This is a genomic window from Mucilaginibacter sp. KACC 22063 (assembly GCF_028736115.1).
Classification (GTDB): domain Bacteria; phylum Bacteroidota; class Bacteroidia; order Sphingobacteriales; family Sphingobacteriaceae; genus Mucilaginibacter.
The window spans coordinates 2,358,395-2,382,708 of the sequence record NZ_CP117877.1; the positions used below are offsets into that span (position 1 = coordinate 2,358,395).

General features: G+C 41.2%; 16 protein-coding genes. 8 read left to right on the top strand and 8 right to left on the bottom strand.

What is annotated here, in order from left to right:
- The 3 genes from PQ461_RS10080 to PQ461_RS10090 form a co-directional block, all read right to left on the bottom strand.
- Positions 1-1,032, bottom strand: coding sequence for a 2-hydroxyacid dehydrogenase (locus PQ461_RS10080; RefSeq protein ID WP_274303888.1), 1,032 nt, complete (start codon positions 1,030-1,032; stop codon positions 1-3).
- 82 nt (positions 1,033-1,114) lie between these two features.
- The gene (locus PQ461_RS10085) at positions 1,115-2,167 is read right to left on the bottom strand and encodes a response regulator (protein ID WP_274303890.1); all 1,053 of its coding nucleotides are present in this window, start codon (positions 2,165-2,167) and stop codon (positions 1,115-1,117) included.
- Positions 2,160-3,353, bottom strand: a complete 1,194-nt coding sequence (locus PQ461_RS10090) for a PAS domain-containing sensor histidine kinase (protein WP_274303893.1) — start codon at positions 3,351-3,353, stop codon at positions 2,160-2,162. The genes PQ461_RS10085 and PQ461_RS10090 overlap by 8 nt, the downstream gene beginning before the upstream one ends.
- Positions 3,354-3,513: 160 nt before the next feature.
- Between PQ461_RS10090 and PQ461_RS10095 the strand changes: the two genes are divergently transcribed.
- From PQ461_RS10095 to PQ461_RS10115, 5 genes are all read left to right on the top strand, one after another.
- Positions 3,514-4,164 carry an RNA polymerase sigma-70 factor gene (locus PQ461_RS10095; protein WP_274303896.1) on the top strand — a complete coding sequence of 217 codons (651 nt, stop codon included), beginning with the start codon at positions 3,514-3,516 and terminating at the stop codon, positions 4,162-4,164.
- A gap of 150 nt (positions 4,165-4,314) precedes the next feature.
- On the top strand, positions 4,315-5,286 hold the full coding sequence (locus PQ461_RS10100) for a FecR family protein (RefSeq protein WP_274303899.1): 972 nt from the start codon (positions 4,315-4,317) through the stop codon (positions 5,284-5,286).
- Positions 5,287-5,542: 256 nt separating this feature from the next.
- Complete coding sequence (locus PQ461_RS10105; RefSeq protein ID WP_274303901.1) at positions 5,543-8,857, top strand: SusC/RagA family TonB-linked outer membrane protein; 3,315 nt, start codon at positions 5,543-5,545, stop codon at positions 8,855-8,857.
- An 11-nt stretch (positions 8,858-8,868) separates the two neighbouring features.
- Entirely contained in the window at positions 8,869-10,251 is a 1,383-nt protein-coding gene (locus tag PQ461_RS10110; protein ID WP_274303904.1) for a RagB/SusD family nutrient uptake outer membrane protein, read from the top strand.
- Positions 10,252-10,283: 32 nt separating this feature from the next.
- Positions 10,284-11,804 carry a redoxin domain-containing protein gene (locus tag PQ461_RS10115; protein ID WP_274303906.1) on the top strand — a complete coding sequence of 507 codons (1,521 nt, stop codon included), beginning with the start codon at positions 10,284-10,286 and terminating at the stop codon, positions 11,802-11,804.
- 159 nt (positions 11,805-11,963) lie between these two features.
- On the opposite strand, the gene PQ461_RS10120 is transcribed toward PQ461_RS10115, so the two are convergent.
- The 3 genes from PQ461_RS10120 to PQ461_RS10130 are packed head-to-tail and all read right to left on the bottom strand — an operon-like array spanning position 11,964 to position 15,130.
- On the bottom strand, positions 11,964-13,586 hold the full coding sequence (locus tag PQ461_RS10120; protein WP_443192792.1) for a protein-disulfide reductase DsbD family protein: 1,623 nt from the start codon (positions 13,584-13,586) through the stop codon (positions 11,964-11,966).
- 17 nt (positions 13,587-13,603) lie between these two features.
- Positions 13,604-14,056, bottom strand: a complete 453-nt coding sequence (locus PQ461_RS10125) for a protein-disulfide reductase DsbD domain-containing protein (RefSeq protein WP_274303911.1) — start codon at positions 14,054-14,056, stop codon at positions 13,604-13,606.
- A gap of 24 nt (positions 14,057-14,080) precedes the next feature.
- Complete coding sequence (locus PQ461_RS10130; RefSeq protein ID WP_274303915.1) at positions 14,081-15,130, bottom strand: PLP-dependent cysteine synthase family protein; 1,050 nt, start codon at positions 15,128-15,130, stop codon at positions 14,081-14,083.
- Positions 15,131-15,298: 168 nt separating this feature from the next.
- On the opposite strand from PQ461_RS10130, the gene PQ461_RS10135 reads away from it, so the two are divergent.
- The gene (locus PQ461_RS10135; RefSeq protein WP_274303917.1) at positions 15,299-15,757 is read left to right on the top strand and encodes an Lrp/AsnC family transcriptional regulator; all 459 of its coding nucleotides are present in this window, start codon (positions 15,299-15,301) and stop codon (positions 15,755-15,757) included.
- A gap of 119 nt (positions 15,758-15,876) precedes the next feature.
- Here the strand turns inward: PQ461_RS10135 and PQ461_RS10140 are convergent, their stop codons facing one another.
- On the bottom strand, positions 15,877-17,253 hold the full coding sequence (locus tag PQ461_RS10140; protein WP_274303919.1) for a DNA/RNA non-specific endonuclease: 1,377 nt from the start codon (positions 17,251-17,253) through the stop codon (positions 15,877-15,879).
- A 163-nt stretch (positions 17,254-17,416) separates the two neighbouring features.
- Entirely contained in the window at positions 17,417-19,366 is a 1,950-nt protein-coding gene (locus PQ461_RS10145; RefSeq protein WP_274303921.1) for an alpha-L-arabinofuranosidase C-terminal domain-containing protein, read from the bottom strand.
- A gap of 167 nt (positions 19,367-19,533) precedes the next feature.
- Between PQ461_RS10145 and PQ461_RS10150 the strand changes: the two genes are divergently transcribed.
- On the top strand, positions 19,534-21,897 hold the full coding sequence (locus tag PQ461_RS10150) for a TonB-dependent receptor (protein ID WP_274303943.1): 2,364 nt from the start codon (positions 19,534-19,536) through the stop codon (positions 21,895-21,897).
- A gap of 177 nt (positions 21,898-22,074) precedes the next feature.
- Positions 22,075-24,282 (top strand): alpha-galactosidase, encoded by a 2,208-nt coding sequence (locus tag PQ461_RS10155; protein ID WP_274303945.1) that lies wholly within the window; start codon positions 22,075-22,077, stop codon positions 24,280-24,282.
- The last annotated feature ends 32 nt before the right edge of the window (positions 24,283-24,314 follow it).

Here is a 24,314-nt window from a genome sequence, read left to right on the forward strand (position 1 = left end):
TTAATTAACTTTGGTATTTACGATTTCTTGCTGAACACTGCACTGTTTGGCACAGGCACATGATTTTCCTACGCACTTATTTTGCTGCCAGAAATCAAGGTTCCTTATCGTCTGATCTGCTATTTGCTGCAACGCTTCGTTGGTTAAAAAAGCCTGATGAGGCGTTACAATTACATTTGGGTATTGCAGTAACTGTAGCAGCGTTGCATCTTTAAACTGGTCGGTATGATGATCTTCAAAAAATAACCCCTTTTCTCTTTCGTATACATCCATGCCAAAATAGCCCACATGGCCACTTTCAATGGCATGAAGCATGTCTTCGGTATTGACAAGTGCACCGCGTGAGGTATTCAGTATCATTACACCTTTTTTCATTAAGTAAAGCGTTACTTTATTAATCAGGTATTTAGTGTCAGCAGTAAGAGGGGCGTGTAAAGAAATAATATCCGAGCATATCAATAATTCATCAAGCGAAACCTGATCAATGCCCGGTGCGTTTACATTTTCCCTGATATCATATCCAATCACTTTACAACCTAATCCCCTGAAAATATTTCCGGCAGTAATACCAATGTGCCCAAGCCCGATTATACCAACTGTTTTTCCTGAAAAATTGAAACCGATCAGTTCATCAAGTTTGAAATTGAAATTATGGCTGTGCTGGTCTGCTTTGATGATTTTACGGCTTAATGCAAGGGCCAAAGCCAACGTGTGTTCTGCAATAGCCTGTGGAGAATATTCAGGTACATTAGCCAGTTTAATTGATCTCACCGCTGCTGTCTCTTTATCAATATGATCTGTACCTACAGAGCGTGTTGCAATATATTTGATGCCCATATCTGCCAGCATATTTACTACAGGGGCCGATACATCATCATTTGTAAATACAACAACCGCATCTTTCCCTTCTGCAAATGCCGCAGTTTCCCTTGATAAGGGATTTGATATAAGAGTTATATCGTGCTTTTTCTGATTAGCCTTTGCTAAAAATTCCTTCTCGAACGACTTGATACTGTATGCTACAACTTTCATCTGCGGGTTGTTTATTTATACAAAGCTACCCTGAAGCAAATTTCTAAAGAATGAAGTTGGTCAGCTGAAAAAGTGATCGTGGTCAGTTTTTCATTTTTGCAAGTTTAAGATGATCAAGTATATGGATAAGCGCTCCCTTTTTTTCAAGCAGGCCTTCTTCTTTAAAATCGGTAAGGGTGCGGCTAACGGTTTCTGTGGCTATGCCGGCCATGGCAGCAAGTTCTTCGCGCGAAGCCTTAAACTGATCGGGGTCTGCAGACTGCTTACTTAAACGAAGTATTACCTGAGCCAAACGTTTACGAACGGAGTTGTAAGCCAGTTCTATCAACTGCGTTTCCTTTTCCTTGATGTTATTAGCCAATATCCTCAAAAACTGCTGACCTATATCGGGGTACCGGTTTAGCAGCGTCAAAACGGCATCTTTAGGCAGCAGGCAAACGGCTGCGTTTTCCATAGCTTCGGCTGTTTCATTAAAATGCTCGTCTGCCAATAAGGCATTTACACCAAGGTAATCGTCGGGTTTATACAGGCCAGTCATGAGTTCACGGCCATCATCTGCAATCTTAATGGTTTTAACACTGCCTTCTAAAACAAGATAAATGCCCTGAACGGTGTCGCCGTCATAATAGAGTATCTGCTTCTTTTTTATTTGCCGTATTTTTCTCGAAGCAATCAGCATTTTTAATTCTTCGCTTCCATTATGCCCGGTATTGGCAAGCTTTTCAATATTTTGTAATGATTTACTATAATGGGCTTCTTGTTTTTCTTTTTTTGCAAACCGGCTTTCTATGGCGTTCATGAGTTCCATGTCGTCATAGGGCTTGGTCAGGTAATCATCGGCTCCCATTTCCATCCCTTTTCTAAAATCCACACGTTCGGCTTTAGCGGTAAGGAAAATAAAAGGAATAGCAGCAGTTTCTGCATTCTTGCTCAATAAGTACAATACACCGTAGCCATCCAGTTCGGGCATCATAATATCGCACAAGATCAGGTCGGGTTTTGATTGTGTGGCCAGGTCGACACCTGTTTTACCATTAGTCGCCTGTAGTACTTCGTAACCCGCAAGTTCCAGTATTTCAGCTGTACTTTCACGGATATCGTTATTGTCTTCGATGATTAAGATAAGTTTAGCCATTGTTTATGGGGAATAATAAGGTGAAAGATGTGCCCTGATTTACTTTGCTTTCAAATTTTATTTTGCCGTTCATTAAGGCCACATAACGGGTAACAATGTTAAGCCCCAATCCTGTGCCGGGTATGTTGCCGGTGTTATGTGCCCTGAAAAACGCTTCAAATAAGTGTTTCTGGTCGTTCTCTGGTATGCCTATGCCATTATCGCTGATCATTACCGTCAAGATATCATCTGCTATCTCTGTATTAAACTCGATAAAAGTGTTTTCGCCCGAATACTTAATAGCGTTGCTGATAAGGTTAATGACACAGTTTTTTAGCAGCGTTTGGTCAAGCGTTATGGTACTGGCCGAGCCGGTATGCTGATAAATAATGTTTTGGTTCTGCTTGGCAATCAGCTGCATCTCCTCGGTTATCTCTTCTGCAAACTTTACAATATCAAAAGGTGTAAATAACGCTTCTACCTTGCCTGCTTCCAGTTTTTCGAGCGACAGGAAATCATTTAGTATGCTGGTTAAATTGGCAACAGCATTTTTTATTTTGGCCAGGTGTTTAGTAATATTTGCACTGTTAAACTGCTGCGCATATTTTTCGATCAGTACAGCAGAAAGCTGTATCGAACTTAATGGTGTCCTGAACTCGTGCGAGGCCATAGATACAAAGCGGCTTTTTAGCTGGTTAAGTTCTTTCTCCTTTTCAAGCGATAAACTTACTTCTTCTTTAGCCTCCTGCAAAGCCATAACTGACCTTTTGAGAGATTGTGTCCGGTCTTCGATCAGATCTTCCAGGTGTGTAGCATAATCCATCAACCGTTCTTCTGCCTCTTTTTCGCGGCTAAGATCGTGGATAAAGCCAGTATAAATCTTTCTGCCCGAATACTGCACTTCGCTTACTCCGAGGCGAAAAGGAAAAACGGTGCCGTCTTTTCTCAAGCCTTTCACCTCGCGGCCTATGCCGATAATATGCGCCTCACCTGTACGCTGATACCTGTTAATATAGCCATCATGGTTTTCACGGTCGGGTGGGGGCATAAGTACTGCTACGTTTTTGCCGATAACCTCTTCCTGGGTATATCCAAATAATTTACAGGCCGAGGGATTGATGGATTCGATAACGCCGCGATCGCTGATGGTAATAATACCATCTATAGCATTTTCAATAATTGCTTTAAGCAGCGCAGTGTTTTCCATACGATATTAAATGATCTTGATCACAAATATCTGAAATGCTGCGTAAGCATTGGCATGAGTTAAAACATTTTAAAATATGACGAAGATCATTTTTTTGGATAGGTATATCCTGCTGTGCATTTATAAGCAGTAAATACCAAATAATAAGGTTGAATTTTACATGGCTAATTGTTCTATATTAAACCATTGTAAAGACAGTGATATTTTATATATTGCAATAAATAAATACGTGGTAGTAAATTTGAGCGACTGGCAGTTAATGAACTCACTTAAAAGTGGGAGCGAGGCTGCTATTGCCGAAATTTATTCCCGCTACTGGCAAAAGATGATTGCTGTAGCGTATAATCACTTAAAGGATAAAGCCGCCGCCGAGGAGGTAGTGCAACAGGTTTTTATCAACCTTTGGGACCGCCGCGAAACCATCAGTGTTAATTCTCTTCCCAATTATCTGGCAACTGCTGTAAAGTATACGGTTTTTAGAGAATTGTATCGTCAGAAACGTAAAATGGAAGTTGCCAGTGAGATGGTTCATTTACAAAATGAATGTGACTTTGACGATGAGCGGATTTATGCCCGCTTTTTAGAAGATTACTTAAACGGTGTAGTTGAACAATTGCCCGAAAAATGCAGGCTTGTGTTTCGTTATAGCCGGGTGGATGGGAAAAACATTCCTGAAATTGCCCGTGAACTTCAGGTTGCTGAAAAAACTGTTGAGGCACACCTTACTAAAGCACTTAAATATATACGATATTCTTTACAACAAGCCGGTTTGCTGGTTTCACTTCTGCTTATCTGCGGTTTTAAAAGCTAATCTGATAAATTAAGCAGTCATTTGCCAGTATTTTAATCTTTAAAATACTATTCTTTCCAACTACTATAAAAAAAATGTTTTTTTTCATTTATAACTAAGGGTAAACCATGATTTGATGTCACTATAGATAAAAATGAAAGAAATATCTTGGTGAACAAGCATAGAATAGATGAACTAATAGAAAAGTCTCTCAAAGGAAACATTAGTTTATCTGAAAAAGAAGAATTAAACAGCTGGTACAGGCATCAGAATGAGCAGGATGTTCAATGGCTGGATAGCACCCCGAATGAACAAGCCGAACTGGAGCAGCGTATGCTGGGCCGCATTCGGGCTCATATTATACAACAACGTAGCCATACAAAACATAATAGTAAGTACTGGATAGGCTTAGCAGCCTCTATAGCTGTTTTAGTTCTGTTTACTACAATCTACATGGTTCAGAAAAGATCTGTATCATCCAAACATGCAATTGCTGCCAGTTTTGCAGCACCTCAAAAATTTGCCGAAAACCGTTATGTACACCTGCCCGACGGCAGCATAGCAATTCTACGCAGGGGCAGTAATTTGAGTTACAAGTACAACGGCGGCGTTCGTGAGCTTTATCTGAGCGGCGAAGCTTATTTTGATGTAAAACACCAGGCCGATCATCCTTTTATCGTACACACAGGTAACCTGCTTACTACAGTGCTTGGTACGGCATTCAATATAAAAGCCATTCCGGGGCAGGCGGTTACGGTTACTGTAACAAGAGGAAAGGTTAGTGTAGCAGATCAAGTTCACAAAACATTAAATATACTCACCCCCAATCAGCAAGTTGTTTCTTCAAAGGAAGAAATTAAAACAACTCCTGAAATTGTAGAAACCAGCAATCTGCTTTCATGGGCTAAAGTTGATATGCAGTTCACCGATATGCCTTACGAGCAACTGGCCGAAAGGTTAAGCAGAAGGTATGGAGTGGAAATAACTTTTAAAAATCCTGCTGTAAAGAAATGCCTTATCACCGGGCGGTTCAGCGGAACAGAACCGTTGGAACAAGTTTTACAGATCATATCACAAACCCTGAGCACTACTTACACGGCAACCGGCAATTCAATAGCCATTGACGGTACCGGATGCTTATAACTATTGATAAACTAATCCCCAATTAACTATGCAAAAGATTGACCCCAGTTAAATGACTAAGTATCTGATACCATCTGGCAGGAAGCCGGGGGTACAAAAAACTCCTCCAGCCGTGGAAAGCAATGGAGGAGTTTAGTTAAAAACATTTTCGGACATTTTTAAACCTATACAAATAATGCAAAAAAACACTGCTTTTGCAAAGGGGGCTTTCTGTACCCTGTTTTCACGATTTTCAAGAAGTAAATTACTCTTTATCATGAGATTAAGCTTTTTTTGTGCTGCTGCGCTTTTCTTTAGTTTACAGGTATTTGCCGCTGGTAGCACCCGAGGTCAGTCGCTCACAGATGTAAAAGTAACCCTGTCAGTACAAAATGTACCTTTAAAAACAGCCCTGAGAAAATTACAGGATGCATCGGGCCTTAGCATTTTTTATCCGTCAAACAAAGTTGCTCCATTTCAAAGTGTTTCGCTTCCTGCCGGTACGCGCTCGGTAGCGGATGCGCTTAACTTATTACTTGAAAACACCGGTCTCGATTATCAGCAGGATAACGGTAAAGTAATCTTGTTTGAAAAGAAGGCCAATGCAACTCCTGTTTCAAATAGGTTCGAGCAAGCCCGCCGCGTTAATGGTTTTGTAACCGACGATAATCACCAGCCATTACCAGGTGTAACCGTACGAGTGAAAAACAGCCAGAGAACTAGTACTGCTACAGATGCTAATGGACACTTTCACCTGGACCTTGAAAACGGAGATAATGTTTTAATTTTTAGTTTTATAGGATATAAAACTCAGGAAATTGCAGTAGGAGACCGTACCTCATTTGAAGTAACCATGCAGCCGGTGACTGGCTCACTTGATGAGGTGCAGGTAATTGCATACGGTACTACTACACGGCGTTATAACACCGGATCTGTAAGCTCAATTACGTCAAAAGATCTGGGTAAAGAAACAGTAAATAACCCATTAACAGCTTTACAGGGCCGACTTCCGGGTGTACAGATCACGCAGGATAACGGTTTGCCGGGTTCGGGTGTGCGCACCAGTATACGCGGTGCGGGTACGGGTACAATTTCATCTGCCGGTTTTTTACCGCTTTATGTAATTGACGGCGTTCCGTTTACACTGTTTAACGGCGGTGTACCAGCTACCGACAACCTGAATGCCTATGGTGTATCTGGTGCAAATGGTGGTGTAAGCCCTTTCAGTGTTATTGCGCCTGAAGACATTGAACGAATAGATGTATTAAAAGATGCAGACGCTACAGCCATATATGGTTCGCGCGGTGCAAACGGTGTAATCTTAATTACAACCAAGAAAGGCCGTGCCGGACGTACTACGGTAAACGTTAACGCTTATACCGGTATAACACAGGTCAATCATTATATACCGATGATGAGTACAGCTGATTATCTGGCCATGCGTAAAGCTGCCTATGCTAATGCCAATGTAACACCAACGGCTACAAATGCACCAGATCTGGTTACCTGGAGCCAGACAGATAATACAGACTGGCAAAAATACTTTATAGGGCATACTGCGCACAATAGTAACGTGAATGCGTCAGTGTCAGGCGGTGATGCACAAAACAGCTTTCTGTTTACTTCAACTTATCGTAAAGATGGGACGGTGTATGGTAATGATTTTGATGCTACTACATTTTCGGGCCGCCTCAATGCCAGTCATAAAAGTGCTAATGGCCGGTTTAGCATTGATGCATCTGCAAATTATTCATATATGGGTACTGTTTTACCAAATACGGATCTATCATCCTTATATAATTTGCCGCCTAACTATCCGCTTTATAATGCCAATGGTAGCGTAAACTGGACAGTTACCAGCCCGCTTTCTTATTATTTACAAACTACCAAGGCACAAACCACTAATTTGCTTACCAACTTAAACTTTAGCTATAAAATATTGCCGGGCCTTGTTGCGCGAGCTAACCTTGGTTACACATTAACCCGTCTTAAACAACAGCAGGCTAATCCAGCCAGTGCGCAAAACCCTGCTTTCAGCAACATTAGCACCTTAAATTATACCGATAATGATAATAACAATTACATTATTGAACCGCAGCTTGAATATCAGAAAAATATAGGTAAAGGCAAGTTACAGGCACTTGTTGGTACTACTTTCCAGCAAACTAAAGCTACAGGCTTATCTCTTACAGGTACGGGCTATAGCAACGAGGCGCTTATTTATTCTTTAACAGCAGCCTCTACTGTAACTACATCTTACAATAACAACTCAACTTATAAATACACTGCAGCTTTTGGTCGCTTAAATTATAATTGGGAAGACAAATATATAGTGGATGGTACCTTCCGTCGAGATGGTTCATCAAGATTTGGTGCTAACAACCGCTTCGGTAATTTTGGCGCCGTGGGTGCTTCATGGATTTTTACCCAGGAAGATTTCATGAAACAGTTTGATGTGCTAAGCTTTGGTAAATTACGCACCAGCTACGGTTTAACAGGTAATGATCAAATACCTGATTACCAATATTATTCTTTATATGGCGTTGGCGGTTCTAATACCGCATACAATGGCACACCATCTTTGTTTCCTACCAATATTGCCAATCCTGATCTAAAATGGGAAACTACCAAGAAACTGGATATTGCAGCAGAGCTTGGCTTTTTGCATGATCGTATTTTACTTAAAGTGGATTACTATCGCAACCGGACATCTAACCCGCTTAATTATGTGCCGGTTCCTTCTCAAACAGGTACAACCAGCTACCTCGGAAACTTAAACGCAACATTGCAAAACAAAGGTTGGGAGTTTGAATTAAACACGATTAATGTTGCGAGCAAAGACTTCCGTTGGAACACCTCATTAAACCTTACTATCCGACGCAATAAGCTGTTGGCGTTCCCTAATCTAGCTACATCCAGCTATGCGAATACTTTTATTATTGGACAACCTACAGATATTGTTCTGCTATATCATTATACCGGTCCAGACCCTAAAACAGGTTTGCCAACCTTCCAGGATAAGAACGGTGATGGAGCAATTACTTACGCTAATGACAGGTTTGTGGCGCCTTACGGGCATCCTTTTTACGGTGGCATAACCAATAGCTTTAGCTACAAAGGATTCCAGTTTGATATTACATTCCAGTACAACCATCGTTATGGGTATAAAAACGGAACATTATCTACCAATTTCAACCCGTACGGATATACTTTCACCAACCAAAGCACAGAAATACTTAACCGTTGGACACAACCAGGCAGCACCGGATATTTCCCTGTCGCTTCTGTAAACGGCAGCCCGCTTTATAGTACTTTATACAGCTCTGATTATAACTGGGGTGATGCCTCATTTGTGAAATTAAAAACAGCCAGCATGAGCTATACATTGCCAAAAAATTGGGTAAATCACTTAAGCATGGCATCTGCCTCTGTATATCTGCAAGGGCAAAACTTATTCACCTGGGCGAAGCAAAAATATACCTACGATCCGGAAACGGCTGTACCAGGTACAGGCTCATCATTGGGAACAGGGCAGTTTATGGCATTGCCACAGCTACGCACTATTGTTCTTGGTATAAATTGTTCATTTTAATCGCTAACCTCATGAAATTAAGATATATTTCTTCATTAATTGCTCCCTCTTTATTTACTGTCATGTTGTTATTCAGCACATCATGCAAAAAATATGTAGATGTGGGTGTATCACCAAATCTGGTATCAACTACACAGGCCTTTAATTCTGATGCCTCTGCTACCAGCACTATAGTTTCCTTATATTCTTATTATCCTACCACAAGTGGTATAAGGTATGCAAGCGTTTTAGGCGGCATATCATCAGACGAAATGCAGTATACCAGTTCTGATGCCAGTGTACAGCAGTTTGCACAGGATGCATTGGTAAACACTAATTCATACAGTGAAAACTATCTTTGGAGTTATGCATATCAGGTTGTAAGAGAAACAAATCTGGCTATCAACGGAATAAACAGTTCAGCTTCTATCACTGCTGCTACCAAAAACCAATTACTTGGCGAGGCTAAGTTTATGCGGGCTTTCACTTATTTCTACCTGGTAAATTTCTTCGGTGGTGTGCCGCTTTCGCTTGATCCCGTTGAGCTTAATAATGCAACACTGCCACGCGCCACTACACAGGCAGTTTACACACAAATTATAACAGATCTGAAAGATGCGGTTAATTTGCTTCCTGCTAATTATGCAGGTATTGCAAATTTTAAAGCAAGGCCAAATAAATGGGCAGCAGCAGCTTTACTGGCACGTGTATACCTGTATAATAAAGATTATGTAAATGCAGAGGCTTTGTCTACCCAGGTTATAGGTTCAGGCACGTACACTCTGCCTGCACCTGCAAGTGCTTTTATCAATACCAGTCCAGAGGTGATACTGCAGTTTGCTACTCAATTCGGTTATTCTATTTTCGGATCGCCTTTTGGTGCGGCTAATACCAGCACCAACGTGGTACTGCCTACTTACGCTTTGTATCCAAACTTTACAAAATTGTTTGAAAAAGGGGATACCCGTAAAACAAACTGGGTTGATTCGCTAAACTATAACGGTACCAAATATTACCGCATAGCGAAATATAAACTCGCTACTGCAACAGCCGGAAACGAATACAACGTGGTATTGCGACTTGCCGAGCAGTATTTGATCCGTGCCGAAGCCCGTGCACAGCAAGGTAATATTGCCGGTGCACAGGCCGATATTAACGTTGTGCGTACACGTGCCGGACTTTCAAATACAACTGCTGCTACACAAGGCGATCTTTTAACCGCTATTGCCGCCGAGCGTAAGGTAGAGCTATTTGGTGAGCTTGCACACCGTTGGTTTGATTTGAAGCGTACCGGGCAAACAGGTAAAGTTTTAAGTCCGCTTAAACCTACCTATAAAGCAACTTCAGATTTATTCCCCATTCCTTACAGTCAGTTGCTTATTAATCCGGCACTTAATCAAAATCCAGGCTATTAATAAATTTCCCATTACACTAAACGTAAAACTATATGAAAAACAAAACTAATATCACTACCTACCGCCGTGCGGTAGCTGTATTTGGTTTGATGGCTGTTGCTACCTGTACATCTTTGGTTGCAAATGCACAAACCACTAAGGAGCAGCAGATGCGTGAGCATTTATCTAAATTGATGTCTTCAAAAGATTCAACAGATAAGCAGGCACTGTATACAGAACTTCATCAGTTGGCAGCCAGTAATAATGAGCTTGATATGATGATGGCATCTAACTATTATTACCAGTTAGGACGCACAAAGGTGGTCGATTCGCTCGGAAAAGCCGAACTGCAAAAATTCCCTAAAGGGTTCGCAGCCCGTCGAGAAGCTGTGGAGCCGGTTTATAAAGAAACTACGGCAAAGGGTATGGAGCAGGCATACTTAAAATGGGTGGCTGCTTTCCCACCTGAAAAATTCAGGACAGGAGCCGTAGAAGACGATCTACAATATGATTATGTGCGCTCGGCTATAGCTAACCTTTATGCTAAAGAAAAAAATACTGCTAAGGCTATTCAATACATTAATGAATTAGCAGTAGACTTCTGGAAAGGAAACGCTTACATGGGCATCTCCAATATTTTTTATGCAAACGGCGATCTGCCCCTTGCTGAAAAATATGGCCGAATGGCTATGGAAAACGCCGACTCTTACCGGGACGGTAAAAAAGGAGATAGTAATGCAGCTAAGTTTGCCGCATCAGGTTACCCTGGTTTGGCAAGCGCTTATGCCAATATTTTGTTTGAAGAAAAGAAGTACAACGAAGCGCTGCAATATTCAGAAAAGGCCTATAAGGAATCCAAAGGTTTCAATCCGCAGATCAGTTACCGGTATGCACAGATCTTGATCGGGCTTAATCGTTCTGCTGAAGCTTACCCAATACTTGAAGCGGTGGTAAAATCTGGAAGAGCCAATCCGGAAATGGCTAAAACATTTAAAGAGCAATACATTAAAAAGAACGGGAGTGATGCAGGATATGAGCAGTTCGCTGCATCGCTGCGTAAGGCCTATTTGGATGATTTGCAAAAACGCTTAAACCACGATATGGTTAAAGAACAAGCGGCTCAATTTACTTTAACAGACCTTAATGGTAAGAGCGTTTCGTTAAGCGATTACAAAGGTAAAGTGGTTATACTTGATTTTTGGGCTACCTGGTGCGGGCCGTGCAAGGCTTCATTCCCGGCGATGCAAATGGCACAAAATAAATTTGCCAATGACCCTAATGTGCAATTCTTATTTATTCATACATGGGAGCGTGTGCCCGACGCAACTACCGATGCCCGCAATTACATCACAGAACATAAGTTTAATTTTGAAGTGCTGATGGATCTGCGAGATAAAGTGACGAAGAAGAATAATGTGGTAAGCAGTTATAACGTGAATGGCATCCCTGCCAAGTTTGTTATTGACCCTGATGGTAATATCCGCTTTAAACTTACAGGCTTTGATGGAAGTAACGAAGCTGCTGTTGACGAATTGTCCTTAATGATTGAAATGGCTAAGAAAACGAAAGCTTAGCAAATAGTTGATTAATGTTTAAATGTGAAAGAGTGGTACTGGTTACCACTCTTTTTTTTATTCTATTATTTCTGGGACGATACAATAAAAAAAGCACCCTGCCACGCAGTAGTGCTTTTACTTAACTAAACTAACGTATTTAAAGAACAATTGTGGGTTTTAATGTTGTTGGTAAGCTGCTAATCCGCTTTTTAAATATTCCAGGTACTTTGGCACATCAAAAATGGCGCCTTGCGGATCCACCAACGGTTGTTGTGTAACCGGGTCAAGCAGTACATAAAATGGTTGCGAATTGGCCCGGAACTTACTGGTTTGTAAATAGCTGTATAGGTTACCTATTGTCTTAAGCTTACGGCCTTCAGGCGTAGTTTTTTGTTCGGCTTGTGATAAGTCGGTCTTATCATCTACATATAACTGAATAAGCACATAATCTTCGTTAATGCACTTGGCTACCTGAGGGTCTGTCCATACGCTGGCTTCCATCTTACGGCAGTTCACGCAGGCATGTCCGGTAAAATCAATCATCACAGGCTTGTGCATTTTTTTTGCATAAGCAAGTCCCTCTTCATAATCAAAGAAGGGATTAAAGCCTTTAGGCTTATCAAACAGATCTGCATATTTATGCGGACCTGAGTCAGTAACAGTTACCTGGTTGCTTATGCCAGAAGATAAATCAAAATCCTGTGTAGCCATAGGCGGCAGAAACGCAGAGATCGATTTTAAAGGTGCTCCCCATAAGCCTGGAACCATGTACAGTGTAAAAGAAAGCACTATAATAGCCAGGAATAATCTTGGTACTGAAATATGGCTTAGCGGACTATCATGACTAAGTGTAAGCTTGCCTAAAAGGTAAAAGCCCATTAGTGCAAAAATTACGATCCAAAGCACTAAAAATACTTCGCGGTCAAACCAATGCCAGTGATAAGCAAGATCCACATTAGAAAGGAATTTGAATGCAAATGCCAGTTCAAGAAAACCCAATACCACTTTTACACTATTCAACCAGCCACCAGAACGCGGTAACGCATTCATCCATCCGGGGAACATAGCAAATAAGGCAAACGGTAAGGCAAGGGCAAGCGAAAAACCAAACATACCCACAGCTGGGCCTAACAAAGCTCCGGTGGTAGCAGCCTGTACCAATAATGTACCTATAATAGGGCCAGTGCAGCTAAATGAAACTAAGGATAGGGTAGCCGCCATAAAGAATATCCCGGCAAGGCCTCCTTTATCAGATTTTGCATCAAGTTTATTAACCCATGAATTAGGTAATGTAATTTCAAATGCTCCTAAAAAAGATGCCGCAAAGGCCACCAGTAACAGGAAAAAGAAGAAATTAAATACACCATTTGTAGATAAGCTGTTCAAGGTATCGGCACCAAATATTACGGTTATAATTAAGCCAAGAACAACATAGATCACAATAATGCTGACCCCATAAATAATGGCCTTGCCTACACCTTTACCTTTTTCTGCGCCTTTGGTGAAAAAGCTTACCGTCATGGGCAGCATAGGGAAGATACACGGCATCAGGATAGCAGCGAAGCCACCAAGCAATCCTGCGATGAAAATAGTCCACAGCGTTTGTTTTTTAGCCCTGTGATCAACTTTTTTAGCCGCTTTTTTGACGGTCTTAATGGTATCAGCCGGTTTAGCTGCCTGAACGGGTGTAAACTCAACGCCTTGTGTTGAAACAGTATCCTGGGCTAAAGCAGGATGTGCATAGCCAATTACAGATAAAGTAATCGATAAAATCAGGAGGATAATTGTATTTTTCACTATTAAATAATAATCATCCGTTATTTAACTTCAACACTAAATTCAATATCTTCCGGCGGAAGGCATTTCTGGTCGTTACAAGTCATATATTCAAGGCTACCCTTAACAACTACTTTACCTTTGCCGTTCAGCTTCACTTTTTGCTGAAAGATCACCGACTTTTCAAAGAAGCTTACTTCCATTCCGAAGGCTTTTTCCATGCGTGTTACAGGGGTAGGCTCAATAGTTTTTCCTAATAGGGTATAAGCCTTCGAAGGCTCAAACTTAAAAGTAGTTTTTACAGGGCCGCCATCTTTAACATTTTGAGAATAAACGTGCCAGCCATCATCAATCGTAGCTTTTACAAATACAACAGCTTCATTAGCATTCAACTTTTTAGCGGCATAACTCCAATGAACTGGTGTAAGTATTTGAGCGTGGGTAAAGCATGCAAACAGCATGAAGCAAATCAATAGGGGAAGGGATTTTTTCATTATAGTTTTATATTAGATTGTTTGTTAAAGCAATACAGGTTTGTCTAATCTGCTGATCGGATTAAACCCGGTAAATTTTACATCCGGAGCATAATAGCCGTCTTTCACAGGTTCCTGGCGCATTAGGTCGGTACTCAGGTATTTCTTGTTACTATCACACAGTAAGGTTACCACTACGGCATCCGATCCTAATTGCTGCTGTAGTTTAATGGCACCAATTACATTAGCTCCTGACGATATACCTACTGCCAGGCCTAACTGGCTGGATAACTTTTGCGCCATCAGAATAGCATCACCGTCTGATGCCTGTATCACCTCGTCAAGCTCGTTCAGCTTCACAATAGCAGGTATAAATTCATCAGAAATGCCTTGTATACGGTGTGTGCCAACTTTATAGCCGGTAGTTAGGGTAGGCGATTCGGCAGGCTCCAGCGGATGCACTTTTACAAGCGGGTTCATCATGCGCAGGCATTTGCCAACTCCCATTACTGTGCCGCCGGTACCTACACCTGCTACAAAGGCATCGGGCGTTAAACCTGTTGAAGCCAACTGTTGCCATATCTCTTTGCCGGTGGTACGCTCGTGCGCTTCGGCATTGTAAGTGTTTTCAAACTGGCAGGGTAAGAAAACGCCGCCTTCGGCTGCCATCTTCTCGCTAAGCTTTATGCTGCCTAAAAAACCGCCCTGTTCTTTGCTTATCAAAATAACTTCGGCTCCAAGACTGCTGATAATATCAATACGTTCTTTGCTCAGCCAATTGGGCATAATAATTTTAACCTGGTGCCCAAGTGATTTACCTATGGCAGCAAAGGCAATACCTGTGTTACCGCTTGTTGCTTCAACAATGACATCATCGGGCTGGATCTGCCCGGTTTCATAAGCTTTATGCAAAATATATAAAGCCATTCGGTCTTTAATGCTACCGGTAAGGTTATAGTGTTCACATTTTACAAATATGCTGCCTGGTACACCTTTATATTCGTAGTTAAGCTTTAACATAGGGGTATTACCCACAAGGTGCCATAAATGCTCAAACAAACTATACTCTTTCACGGCCGGTGTTACTAATGACATATCACAAAAAATTATTTCGATAAAGTTCTGATTGTATTGTATATTTATCAATGCTTTAGTGTATATTCAATAATTTTTATTGTTAAATACTAATTTTATGATATTTTTTTCGGTTTCAGTATAAAAAGTGATATAGCGTATAGATTTTTTACAGTTTACTTCAATGATATGAGCATAGATACAACCGATCTAGAGATCCTAAAACTGCTGCAAAATGATGCCTCGTTAACTAATAAGGAGATTTCTAACCGGCTGCATAAATCAGTAGCAGCCATTCATGAGCGGATCAGAAGGTTATACGAGCAGGGATATATTAAAAAAACAGTGGCTTTACTTAACCGTAAAAAGATCAATTGTAATCTGATTGCTTACATCCACGTGCTGCTGAATGACCACGCCGCCGGTACGCTAAGCGCTTTCGAAGAGGAGGTAGTGAAATTTCCTGAAGTGATGGAGTGTTACCAGATGACGGGTACATTCGATTTTTTACTGAGAGTTGCTATAGCAGATATGGATGCCTACCAAGATTTTTACCGTAAAAAGATGGCTGCATTACCCAATATTACTACTGTTCAAAGCTTTTTTGTGATGTCTGAAACTAAAAGCGATACGGCCTATCCGCTATAAAAACAGGTTAATGTTTTAGTAAAGCCACAAGCTTATTAAGTTATAGTTTATAGTTAAATAGGTTAAAGTAATACATTGATACATATACTTTAACCTATTTATATTACTACCATTTAGGTTTATTGATTATCAATCTTTGTCTCTACCGCATCTTGTACAGACTGTGGTAAGGCTGAAAGCAGGTTGTAACCGGTAGCCGATTCAATACTTCTTACTGTGCATTTATACTGTGTCCAGTCAGAATTGATGCTGTTGTTGTTTGGGGTGTTTACGGCGATAACCCTTGTAGAAGCGGTTACCCTGCTCAGGTCATTATTTCCGTTAGGTATAACTACCGCTACTTTCCAGATATTGGAAGGTACGTTCACATTTCCGCTGGCTACTGTATTGGCCAAGCCGTTAGTGCCCGTACCACCTGTACCATAACTGCCCATCACAATGTACACCTCGTTTCCGGCTGTTACTAATGTACGCAGGTAGTTCTCCATGTTAGCCCAAGTCTTTTCATTATTATACGGCGCTTGCGGTACCATATTATCCATTAAAAAGGTAGCCGAATTTGCTTCAGTAGTTGATGTACGGTCGGCAGAAGGGCAATTGTGCCCACGATCAAAGCCCGAACCCGAATAATCGGTTCCCTGTACTTCATACCATCCGGATGGCAGCCCGGTATCTGCACGAAAATTATTAAGGCGATCAATAGATCCAAGCGAAGTGCTGCCCAAGTACCAGCTTACCCAGTTTGGTTCGCCGCGATCGCGGTTATAACTTTCTATATAATACGTTTGATCAATCAGGTAGTTTGATGTGTAAGCCGTACTGTTTACAGCCCCGCTTGGGTTACCCATCAGCAGGTTGGTATTATCACCGGTTGAGCCGCCTGTACTGCCACCTGTACCGCCTGTTGAGCCACTATCATAACTGTTAACCGTAAAATCATCAATGTTGATGCGGTTTGATCCCCCTGTAGTTTTACGGAGCTGAAAACGCAGGGTGCCTGCCTGGTTTACTGTAAAAGTAGCCGTATTTAATGTTGTGCCCGATGCTGTAACCGTATTACCAACCTGGGTATAGGTACTGCCGTTATCTGATGAGGCCCAAAGTTGAAAATCCGAAGGTCCGTCGCTGCCATAGGTGGCATACTTGACCGTAACTGTAGAAGCGCCGGATGTTACATCAAAATTCATGCTTACGGTTCCCGTACCGGTTATTCTTGCCGATTTGTTGCCGTTTTTCGCATCTGATGCCGAAGTGCCGATCAGTGCATTATCCAGCGTCCATGAACCACTGGCTAAACTTACTGATGCAGCTGCATAACCTGTTTTTGAACCTGATTCGAAACCCTCGCTGAAAGTTTGTGTTACAGCCAGGGTCGTTTTTTTTGATGCAGATGCTGAAGAATTGCCTGATAGTTCAGGTACGTTGTCGTCTTTCCGACAAGAAGATAAGAACAACACCGCAGCAAGTGCAGCTAATAGGGGTAATTTAAATTTCATTATTATGTTTGTTAAACAAACTTTTACGACACAAACCTATCAGGGTTGTTATGCCCCGATTAAGTTTGTGTGAATTATAGTTACCCATTACCACAACTGGCATACAAAAGTATGATGCCTGTTAAGTGTTTTAGCTACACTTATTAATAGTTTATAACTCTGTTTATAATTTACCGGCTTTAAATCTTATAACACTTACCGAATAAGGTGCTGCCGTGTAAAAATTAGATAATTTTTTAGGCAAATCCTTTTCAATTACATGCACCGTATTGGGTTCTTCCATACTGTTTTTATCAGTGGGCAAGCCTGTTAACAATTGCACCCTGGCGGTGCCTTTTTGTATATGTAACCCTTTCAGATTTAATGTTGCGGTAGCTTGTTTCGAGCCTGCATTCACAATCTTTAAAATGATGTCACCAGTATGGCTATCTTTCACGCATGATGCTGCAAGAGTTGAGTCTGTAGCAGCGCCTTCTTGTTTAAAAGCCACGACATCCGGGATATATAAATCGCCCTGATTGGTGGAAAACAGCTGCTGTACATAGTAGTTTGCTGTTTTAAGCAATGTTTTATTATTAAAATAGATCAGGTCAGGGTTCCATGAAATATGAGAGACATTGGCAAGGAGAGGGGCGTAAGAAGCCATTTTAACCACATCGCCATTTCGTTCCAGGCTGGTCATAAATGCAGCCTCAGAAAGCGCGTTAATCAGGTTATTACCCCATGACGCATATTCGCCAATATATACTTTTGAATTAGGGCGGCGGTATCCGTCATATCGTTTATTGTTTTTCAGGAACCACTCGGGTTTTTCATAAAAATGCTCGTCTACAACAGGTATGTTTAGCTTATCTGCAAATTTCCATCCTAACTCATAGTCTTCACCTGCTGGCGATGGCCCCACTGTACCTACAATAGTTATTTCAGGGTGCTTTGCACGCAGCACTTCATAAATTTCCTTAAAACGGTCGCGAAAGTTATCGGTCTGTTTATCTTCGTTTCCTATTCCAATATATTCCAAGTTAAATGGCTTGGGGTGACCTGCAGCTGCTCGTTTGGCGCCATATTCAGAAGTTACTGGTCCGTTTGCATACTCAATCAGATCAAGAATGTCCTGAATATATGATTGCATTTCGCTTTCAGGTACCGGCCTTTGTCCCTTGCCCCAATCCGTACCCGAATTTTGACAGCTTACTGCTGCCGCAATAACCGGAAGCGGTTTAGCGCCTATATCTTCGCAGAAACGAAAATATTCGAAGAAGCCCAACCCGAAGCTTTGATGGTAATTCCAGATGTTTCTATCCTGTTCGCGAAATTCAACAGGGCCAATTGTTTTTTTCCATCGGTAAATGTTGTCAACACCATCACCATGTACAAGGCAGCCACCCGGAAACCGCATAAATTTCGGTTTAAGGTCTGCTATAGCCTGGGCCAGATCTGCCCTTAAACCGTTCTTTTCACCCTTAAATGTTTTCCGCGGAAAAAGCGAAACCTCATCAATTGCAATTTTACCTTTTGTTAGTGAAACCAAACTTAGCTTTGCCGAGTCTGCATTGGCTGTTGCTATTATGCTCCCTGTATACTTTTTCCAGCCATTGCCTGCCACATTGAATGAAAGGTGGCCATAGGTTACATCTTTTTTTCCTATTAGCTCTACTTTAATGTTTGCCGGCTCACCTGCAATTTGTTTTATATAAACCGAAAAATCATACTCATCTCTAGCATGTAGGGTGATGCCGTCAAAGCCACTGTTTGTAATACCCACGCCCTCTGTTCCGGGATAGTCAATATCAAGTAAAACATAGTGCGGATTTGTAGGAGCAATAGGGGATATGCTTTCAACAGTGATCTTTCCATAGCCATGCCCCAGCTTGGTATACTCCCAAAAACTTAACGGGTTCCATTCTTTTTTGTCGGCCGGGCTATATTCAAAAGACCTGTTCTGTATCAATTCTGCATATAGACCGCCATCAGCTGCATAACTCAAATCTTCAAAAAAAACACCAAATAAGTCTTTGCTTATCGGTTTAGGCTTGATTTGCTGTGCATACAAAAACTGTGGACATAAAGATGCTATAAAAGCATAGCAAAGCATTCTTAGTTTTAATCTCATAAAGTGGTTAATTGGTATATCCTGATTGAGGCAAATGCCTTCTATATCAAGATTGAAAGTTATAAAAATAATTGTTAAAACAACACTAATTGTGCGTGGAATAAATTGTTTTAAATCTTTATTTAGAATTAGATTAAATAGTAATAATATTGTGCAAAATTATTACGATGAAGATACTTAGACCCATTTATTTAGTTATTTCACTTTTTGTGTTATCATTCCATATTTCATTAGCGCAAAACATTAAAATACAAGGTGAGATCCGCGATTCGCTTTCAGGTATACCTTATCCTGCTATAAAGTTTGGAGATATGCTGGCAACTGGCAATGCCAAAGGCCAGTTTACTGCATTTGTACCTGCTGGCAAACAGCTGACTGTTAAGGTCACTGCAACGGGCTACAAGACTTATCAAACAACATTACCAGCTTTAACTGCTGACACTACTATCAACTGGCAAATTGAATCATTAACTCAGGCGCTTGGCGAGGTTGTAATTTCAGCAACACGGAAACCAGAAAGTCCTAAGAATATCGTTTCCACAGTTAGTATAGTTTCAAAGAAAAAGTTGGATAACGAAATAGCCGTAAACCCTGACTTAACAAGTATACTGGCTAATGAAGTGCCGGGTTTTGCACCTACGGCACAGTCGGGCAGTAATGTTGGGCAAAATCTGCGTGGCAGGCCAATGCTGGTTATGATTGATGGGGTGAGCCAGTCGTCACCCTTGCGAAATGCCGAAGTTGACCTGCGATCAATTGATCCATCAGTACTGCAACAGATAGAGGTGGTAAAAGGCGCTACTGCTATTTATGGTAATGGGGCAGCAGGTGGCCTGGTCAATTATGTAACGCTGGTGCCAGATACAGCAACAAAATTTGCCGGTAAAACGGATGTTTATTTAAATGGCTCAATGGTTAAAGTACGTAACTCGGTTGGCGGCCGTATAAGCCAGATGTTTTACGGCAAGGTAGGCAAGTTTGATTATGTAGCAAGCGGTGTGGCCGAAGAAACAGGTGAATACAAAGATGCTAAAGGCGATTTAGTTGGCCCTAACTACAGTTTAGGCGAAACTAATACTTATAATGCCTTTGCTAAGTTAGGTTACCAGCCTGCGCCTAATCAACGTATCCAAGTGGTTTACAATTATTACAGCAGCTTACAAAACAGCAATTTTACTTTGGTGAACGGCAACCTGGCCACCGGGCAAAAAGCTACAGGTGTGCTTGGCAAACCGTTGGGTATACCAACAGGTGCAGCTTATAACAATAACCTGCATCTTTCTTATAAGGTAGATAGCCTTTTTGGCCATACCAGCCTTAATGCCGATGCGTATTATGAGAAACGTAAAGATGTATTCTACGTTTCTTTAGGCCGCTTTAACGGCGGCGACGGTCAGTCGTTAGCGAATAATGAGAAAAAGGGTGTACGCTTGTTTCTGCAAACACCATTTTTAACCCAGCCTGCGCTGAACGCAAATCTTTCTTATGGTATTGATTTGTTGAGAGATAAAACTTCGCAACCATTGGTTGATGGCCGTGTGTGGGTACCAACAATGGACATGACTAATCTGGCGCCATTTGCACAGGCCGATTTTACGATTATACGCGACCTGATTTTTAAAACAGGTTTTCGTTATGAGCGTGTTAATATTGACGTTGATGATTACCGCACATTGCGAATCACTAATGCAAGTGGTGCTACGGTCACCCCGGCGTTTGATGTTAAGGGCGGCACTTTAAAATACAATACAGGTTTATTTAACGCCGGTTTTAAATATAATCGCTTTGCGTTGTTTTCCCCATATGTGAGCTTTTCACAAGGGTTTTCTGTGATGGATATCGGTTTGGCGCTGCGTGATGCAAAAGTAAATAGCATTGATAAGATCAACACAGATGCCGTAAAAGTCAATAATTACGAAGCCGGTTTCGAAAGCCGTTATCAAAACCTTACTTTTTCAGCATCGGCTTATGAAAGCACTTCAAAATTAGGTATCGAGGTGGTGTATGATCCTACAACTGCAATGTTCAATACAGCCCGAAGCCCTGAAAAAATATACGGCTTTGAATTAGCAGCTAACTACAGGTTCAGCAACCTGCTAAATGTGAATGGTAGTTACAGCTACACAGAAGGTAAGCGCGATGTTAACCAGAACGGTAAATATGATGATCCGCAGGATGCGTACCTGAACGGTAGACGTATCTCTGCCCCTAAAATAACCGGTGGCGTTACTTATTCGCCAACACAGGTTTTAGATGTTACGCTTAACTATACCGGCATAGGCAACAGGAACCGTTTTGAAAAAAATACTACAGGAATTTATAATGGTAATGAAGGCGCTGTAAAAGCCTACAATTTGTTTAACCTGGTGGCTGGTTATAAGGTGAATAAAAGCACACGTTTAAGTCTGGGTATCGAGAATTTATTTAATGAAGATTATTTCCCGGCAAGGGCACAGTGGTTTATGCAACCAGGGTTTTATTCAAAAGGCAGGGGAAGAGCCTTCAACTTTGGTGTTTCAGTAAGGTATTAAGCTATAAATACCAATATCATCTAAACGGCATCTGAGAGGATGCCGTTTTTGTTATTTAGCATCCAGCAGAATTTAAATTGCGAAGATTATTTTATCACCAAATAATTAACTTACGCAACATTGTGTGTCTTACCCGGCACTTAAATCAAACCTGAGTTAATCAAACAATAACCTGACATGGCCAGTTACCAAAAGCAATTACTAAAAAGTGTATTAACTTTTTCTTCGGTTATCCTTATTACAGCTGGTGTTAAAGCACAGCAAATAACCATACCTGTAGAAACTGAAACCACAGCATTGGTTTTACAGGCAACCGCCGGTAAGGACTTAAACACGGTTTACCTTGGCCAAAAGCTTAATAACAAAGCAGATTATGATAAAGTTGCTGCCGCTTATGAGCAACCAAACGATTACAGCGTTCTATTTAATTCTGCTTATACGCCATCTGGTTCGCGCAACTTGTTAGAACCCGCCATTAGTGTAACCCATGCAGACGGCAATAATTCTTTAGAGCTTAAATACGTAAGCCACAACCTTACTAAAGTTGACGACAATGTTTCCCTGCTTACCATAAAGTTAAAAGACCCCGCGTATAATTTTATGGTTACGCTTTTTTATAAATCTTATTACAAGGAAAATGTAATCGAGCAGTGGAGCGAGATCAGTCACCTGGAAAAAGGAAATGTTACACTGCACAAATTTGCCTCGGCCAATATTAATCTTAGAGCGGGCAGTTATTGGTTAAGGCAGTACCATGGCGATTGGGCCAAAGAAATGCGCCCCGAAGAAACACAGCTTACGCATGGTATAAAAACACTCGATTCAAAATTAGGTACGCGTGCCGATCTGTTTATGCCTTCGGTTTTTATGGTATCATTAGATAAGCCTTCTACAGAAGATGAGGGGCAGGTTTTATTTGGCGGATTAGAATGGAGCGGCAACTTCCGGACAGATTTTGAGGTGGATCCCAAAGATCACCTTCGCATTATCTCGGGCATTAACAATTATGCATCAGCCTATCAGCTAAAACCGGGTACTGTATTTAAAACACCTGCGTTTGTATACACTTTATCTGGTAACGGAAAAGGCGAAGCAAGCCGCAATCTGCAAAATTGGGCACGTAATTACAAATTACTTGATGGTAAAGGCCAACGATTAACACTGCTGAATAACTGGGAGTCGACTTATTTTGATTTCAATGAGCAAAAGTTAGGCGAGTTATTAAAGGATACTAAAAAACTGGGAGTCGACTTGTTTTTGCTTGACGATGGATGGTTTGGCAACCAGTATCCGCGTAATGACGATCATGCGGGTTTGGGCGATTGGCAGGAAAACAGGAAAAAGCTGCCTAACGGCATAGCGGCAATTGCAAAAGAGGCCAGCGCCAACGGTGTAAAATTTGGAATATGGGTTGAGCCGGAAATGATAAACCCTAAAAGTGAATTGTATCAGAAGCATCCGGATTGGGTAGTGAAAGACCCTAAACGTGATGAGTATTATTTCAGGAACCAGTTAGTGCTTGATCTAAGCAACCCTAAAGTTCAGGACTTTGTGTACAATATTATCGATTCACTGTTTATAAAAGACCCGGCTTTAGCATACATCAAATGGGATTGTAATGCGGTAATTTATAATGCTTATTCAGCACATTTGAAAAATGAGCAGTCGCAGTTTTACGTTGATTACGTTAAAGGTTTATATCTGGTTTTGCAACGTTTAAGAGCAAAGTATCCTGAAATACCTATGATGCTATGCTCTGGCGGTGGTGGCCGTGTTGATTACGGAGCGCTGCAATACTTTACGGAGTATTGGCCAAGCGATAATACTGATCCCTTAGAACGCATTTTTATACAGTGGGAATATTCCTATTTCTACCCGGCTATTGCCAGTGCTAACCATGTAACTGATTGGGGCAGGCAGCCGATAAAATACAGGGTTGATGTTGCCATGATGGGGAAACTGGGTTTTGATATCGTAGTTGACAAGCTTAGCACCAATGATCTTAAATTTTGCCAGGATGCCATTACAACTTATAATAGTCTAAAATCAATGATATGGCAGGGCGATCAATACAGATTGCTAAATCCGCGCGAAAACAGTGTAGCATCGGTAATGTATGTAAACGCTGATAAAACAAGCGGTGTAATGTTCAACTACTTGGTAAATAACCGTTACGATGAAGGCAGTAAAGCCCCCATACTTTTAAAAGGGCTTGACGCTGAAAAGAATTACAGTATAAGAGAAATCAATATATATCCCGGTAGCAAATCACCATTTGTAAGTGAACGGATTTTTTCAGGAGATTTTTTAATGAAAATAGGATTTAATCCATACGTAAATTCAGGTCGTAGCAGTGTGATTATTAAGATTGATGCAGTAAAATAATATTTATTTGTTCAACTGCTTCTTTAATAGCA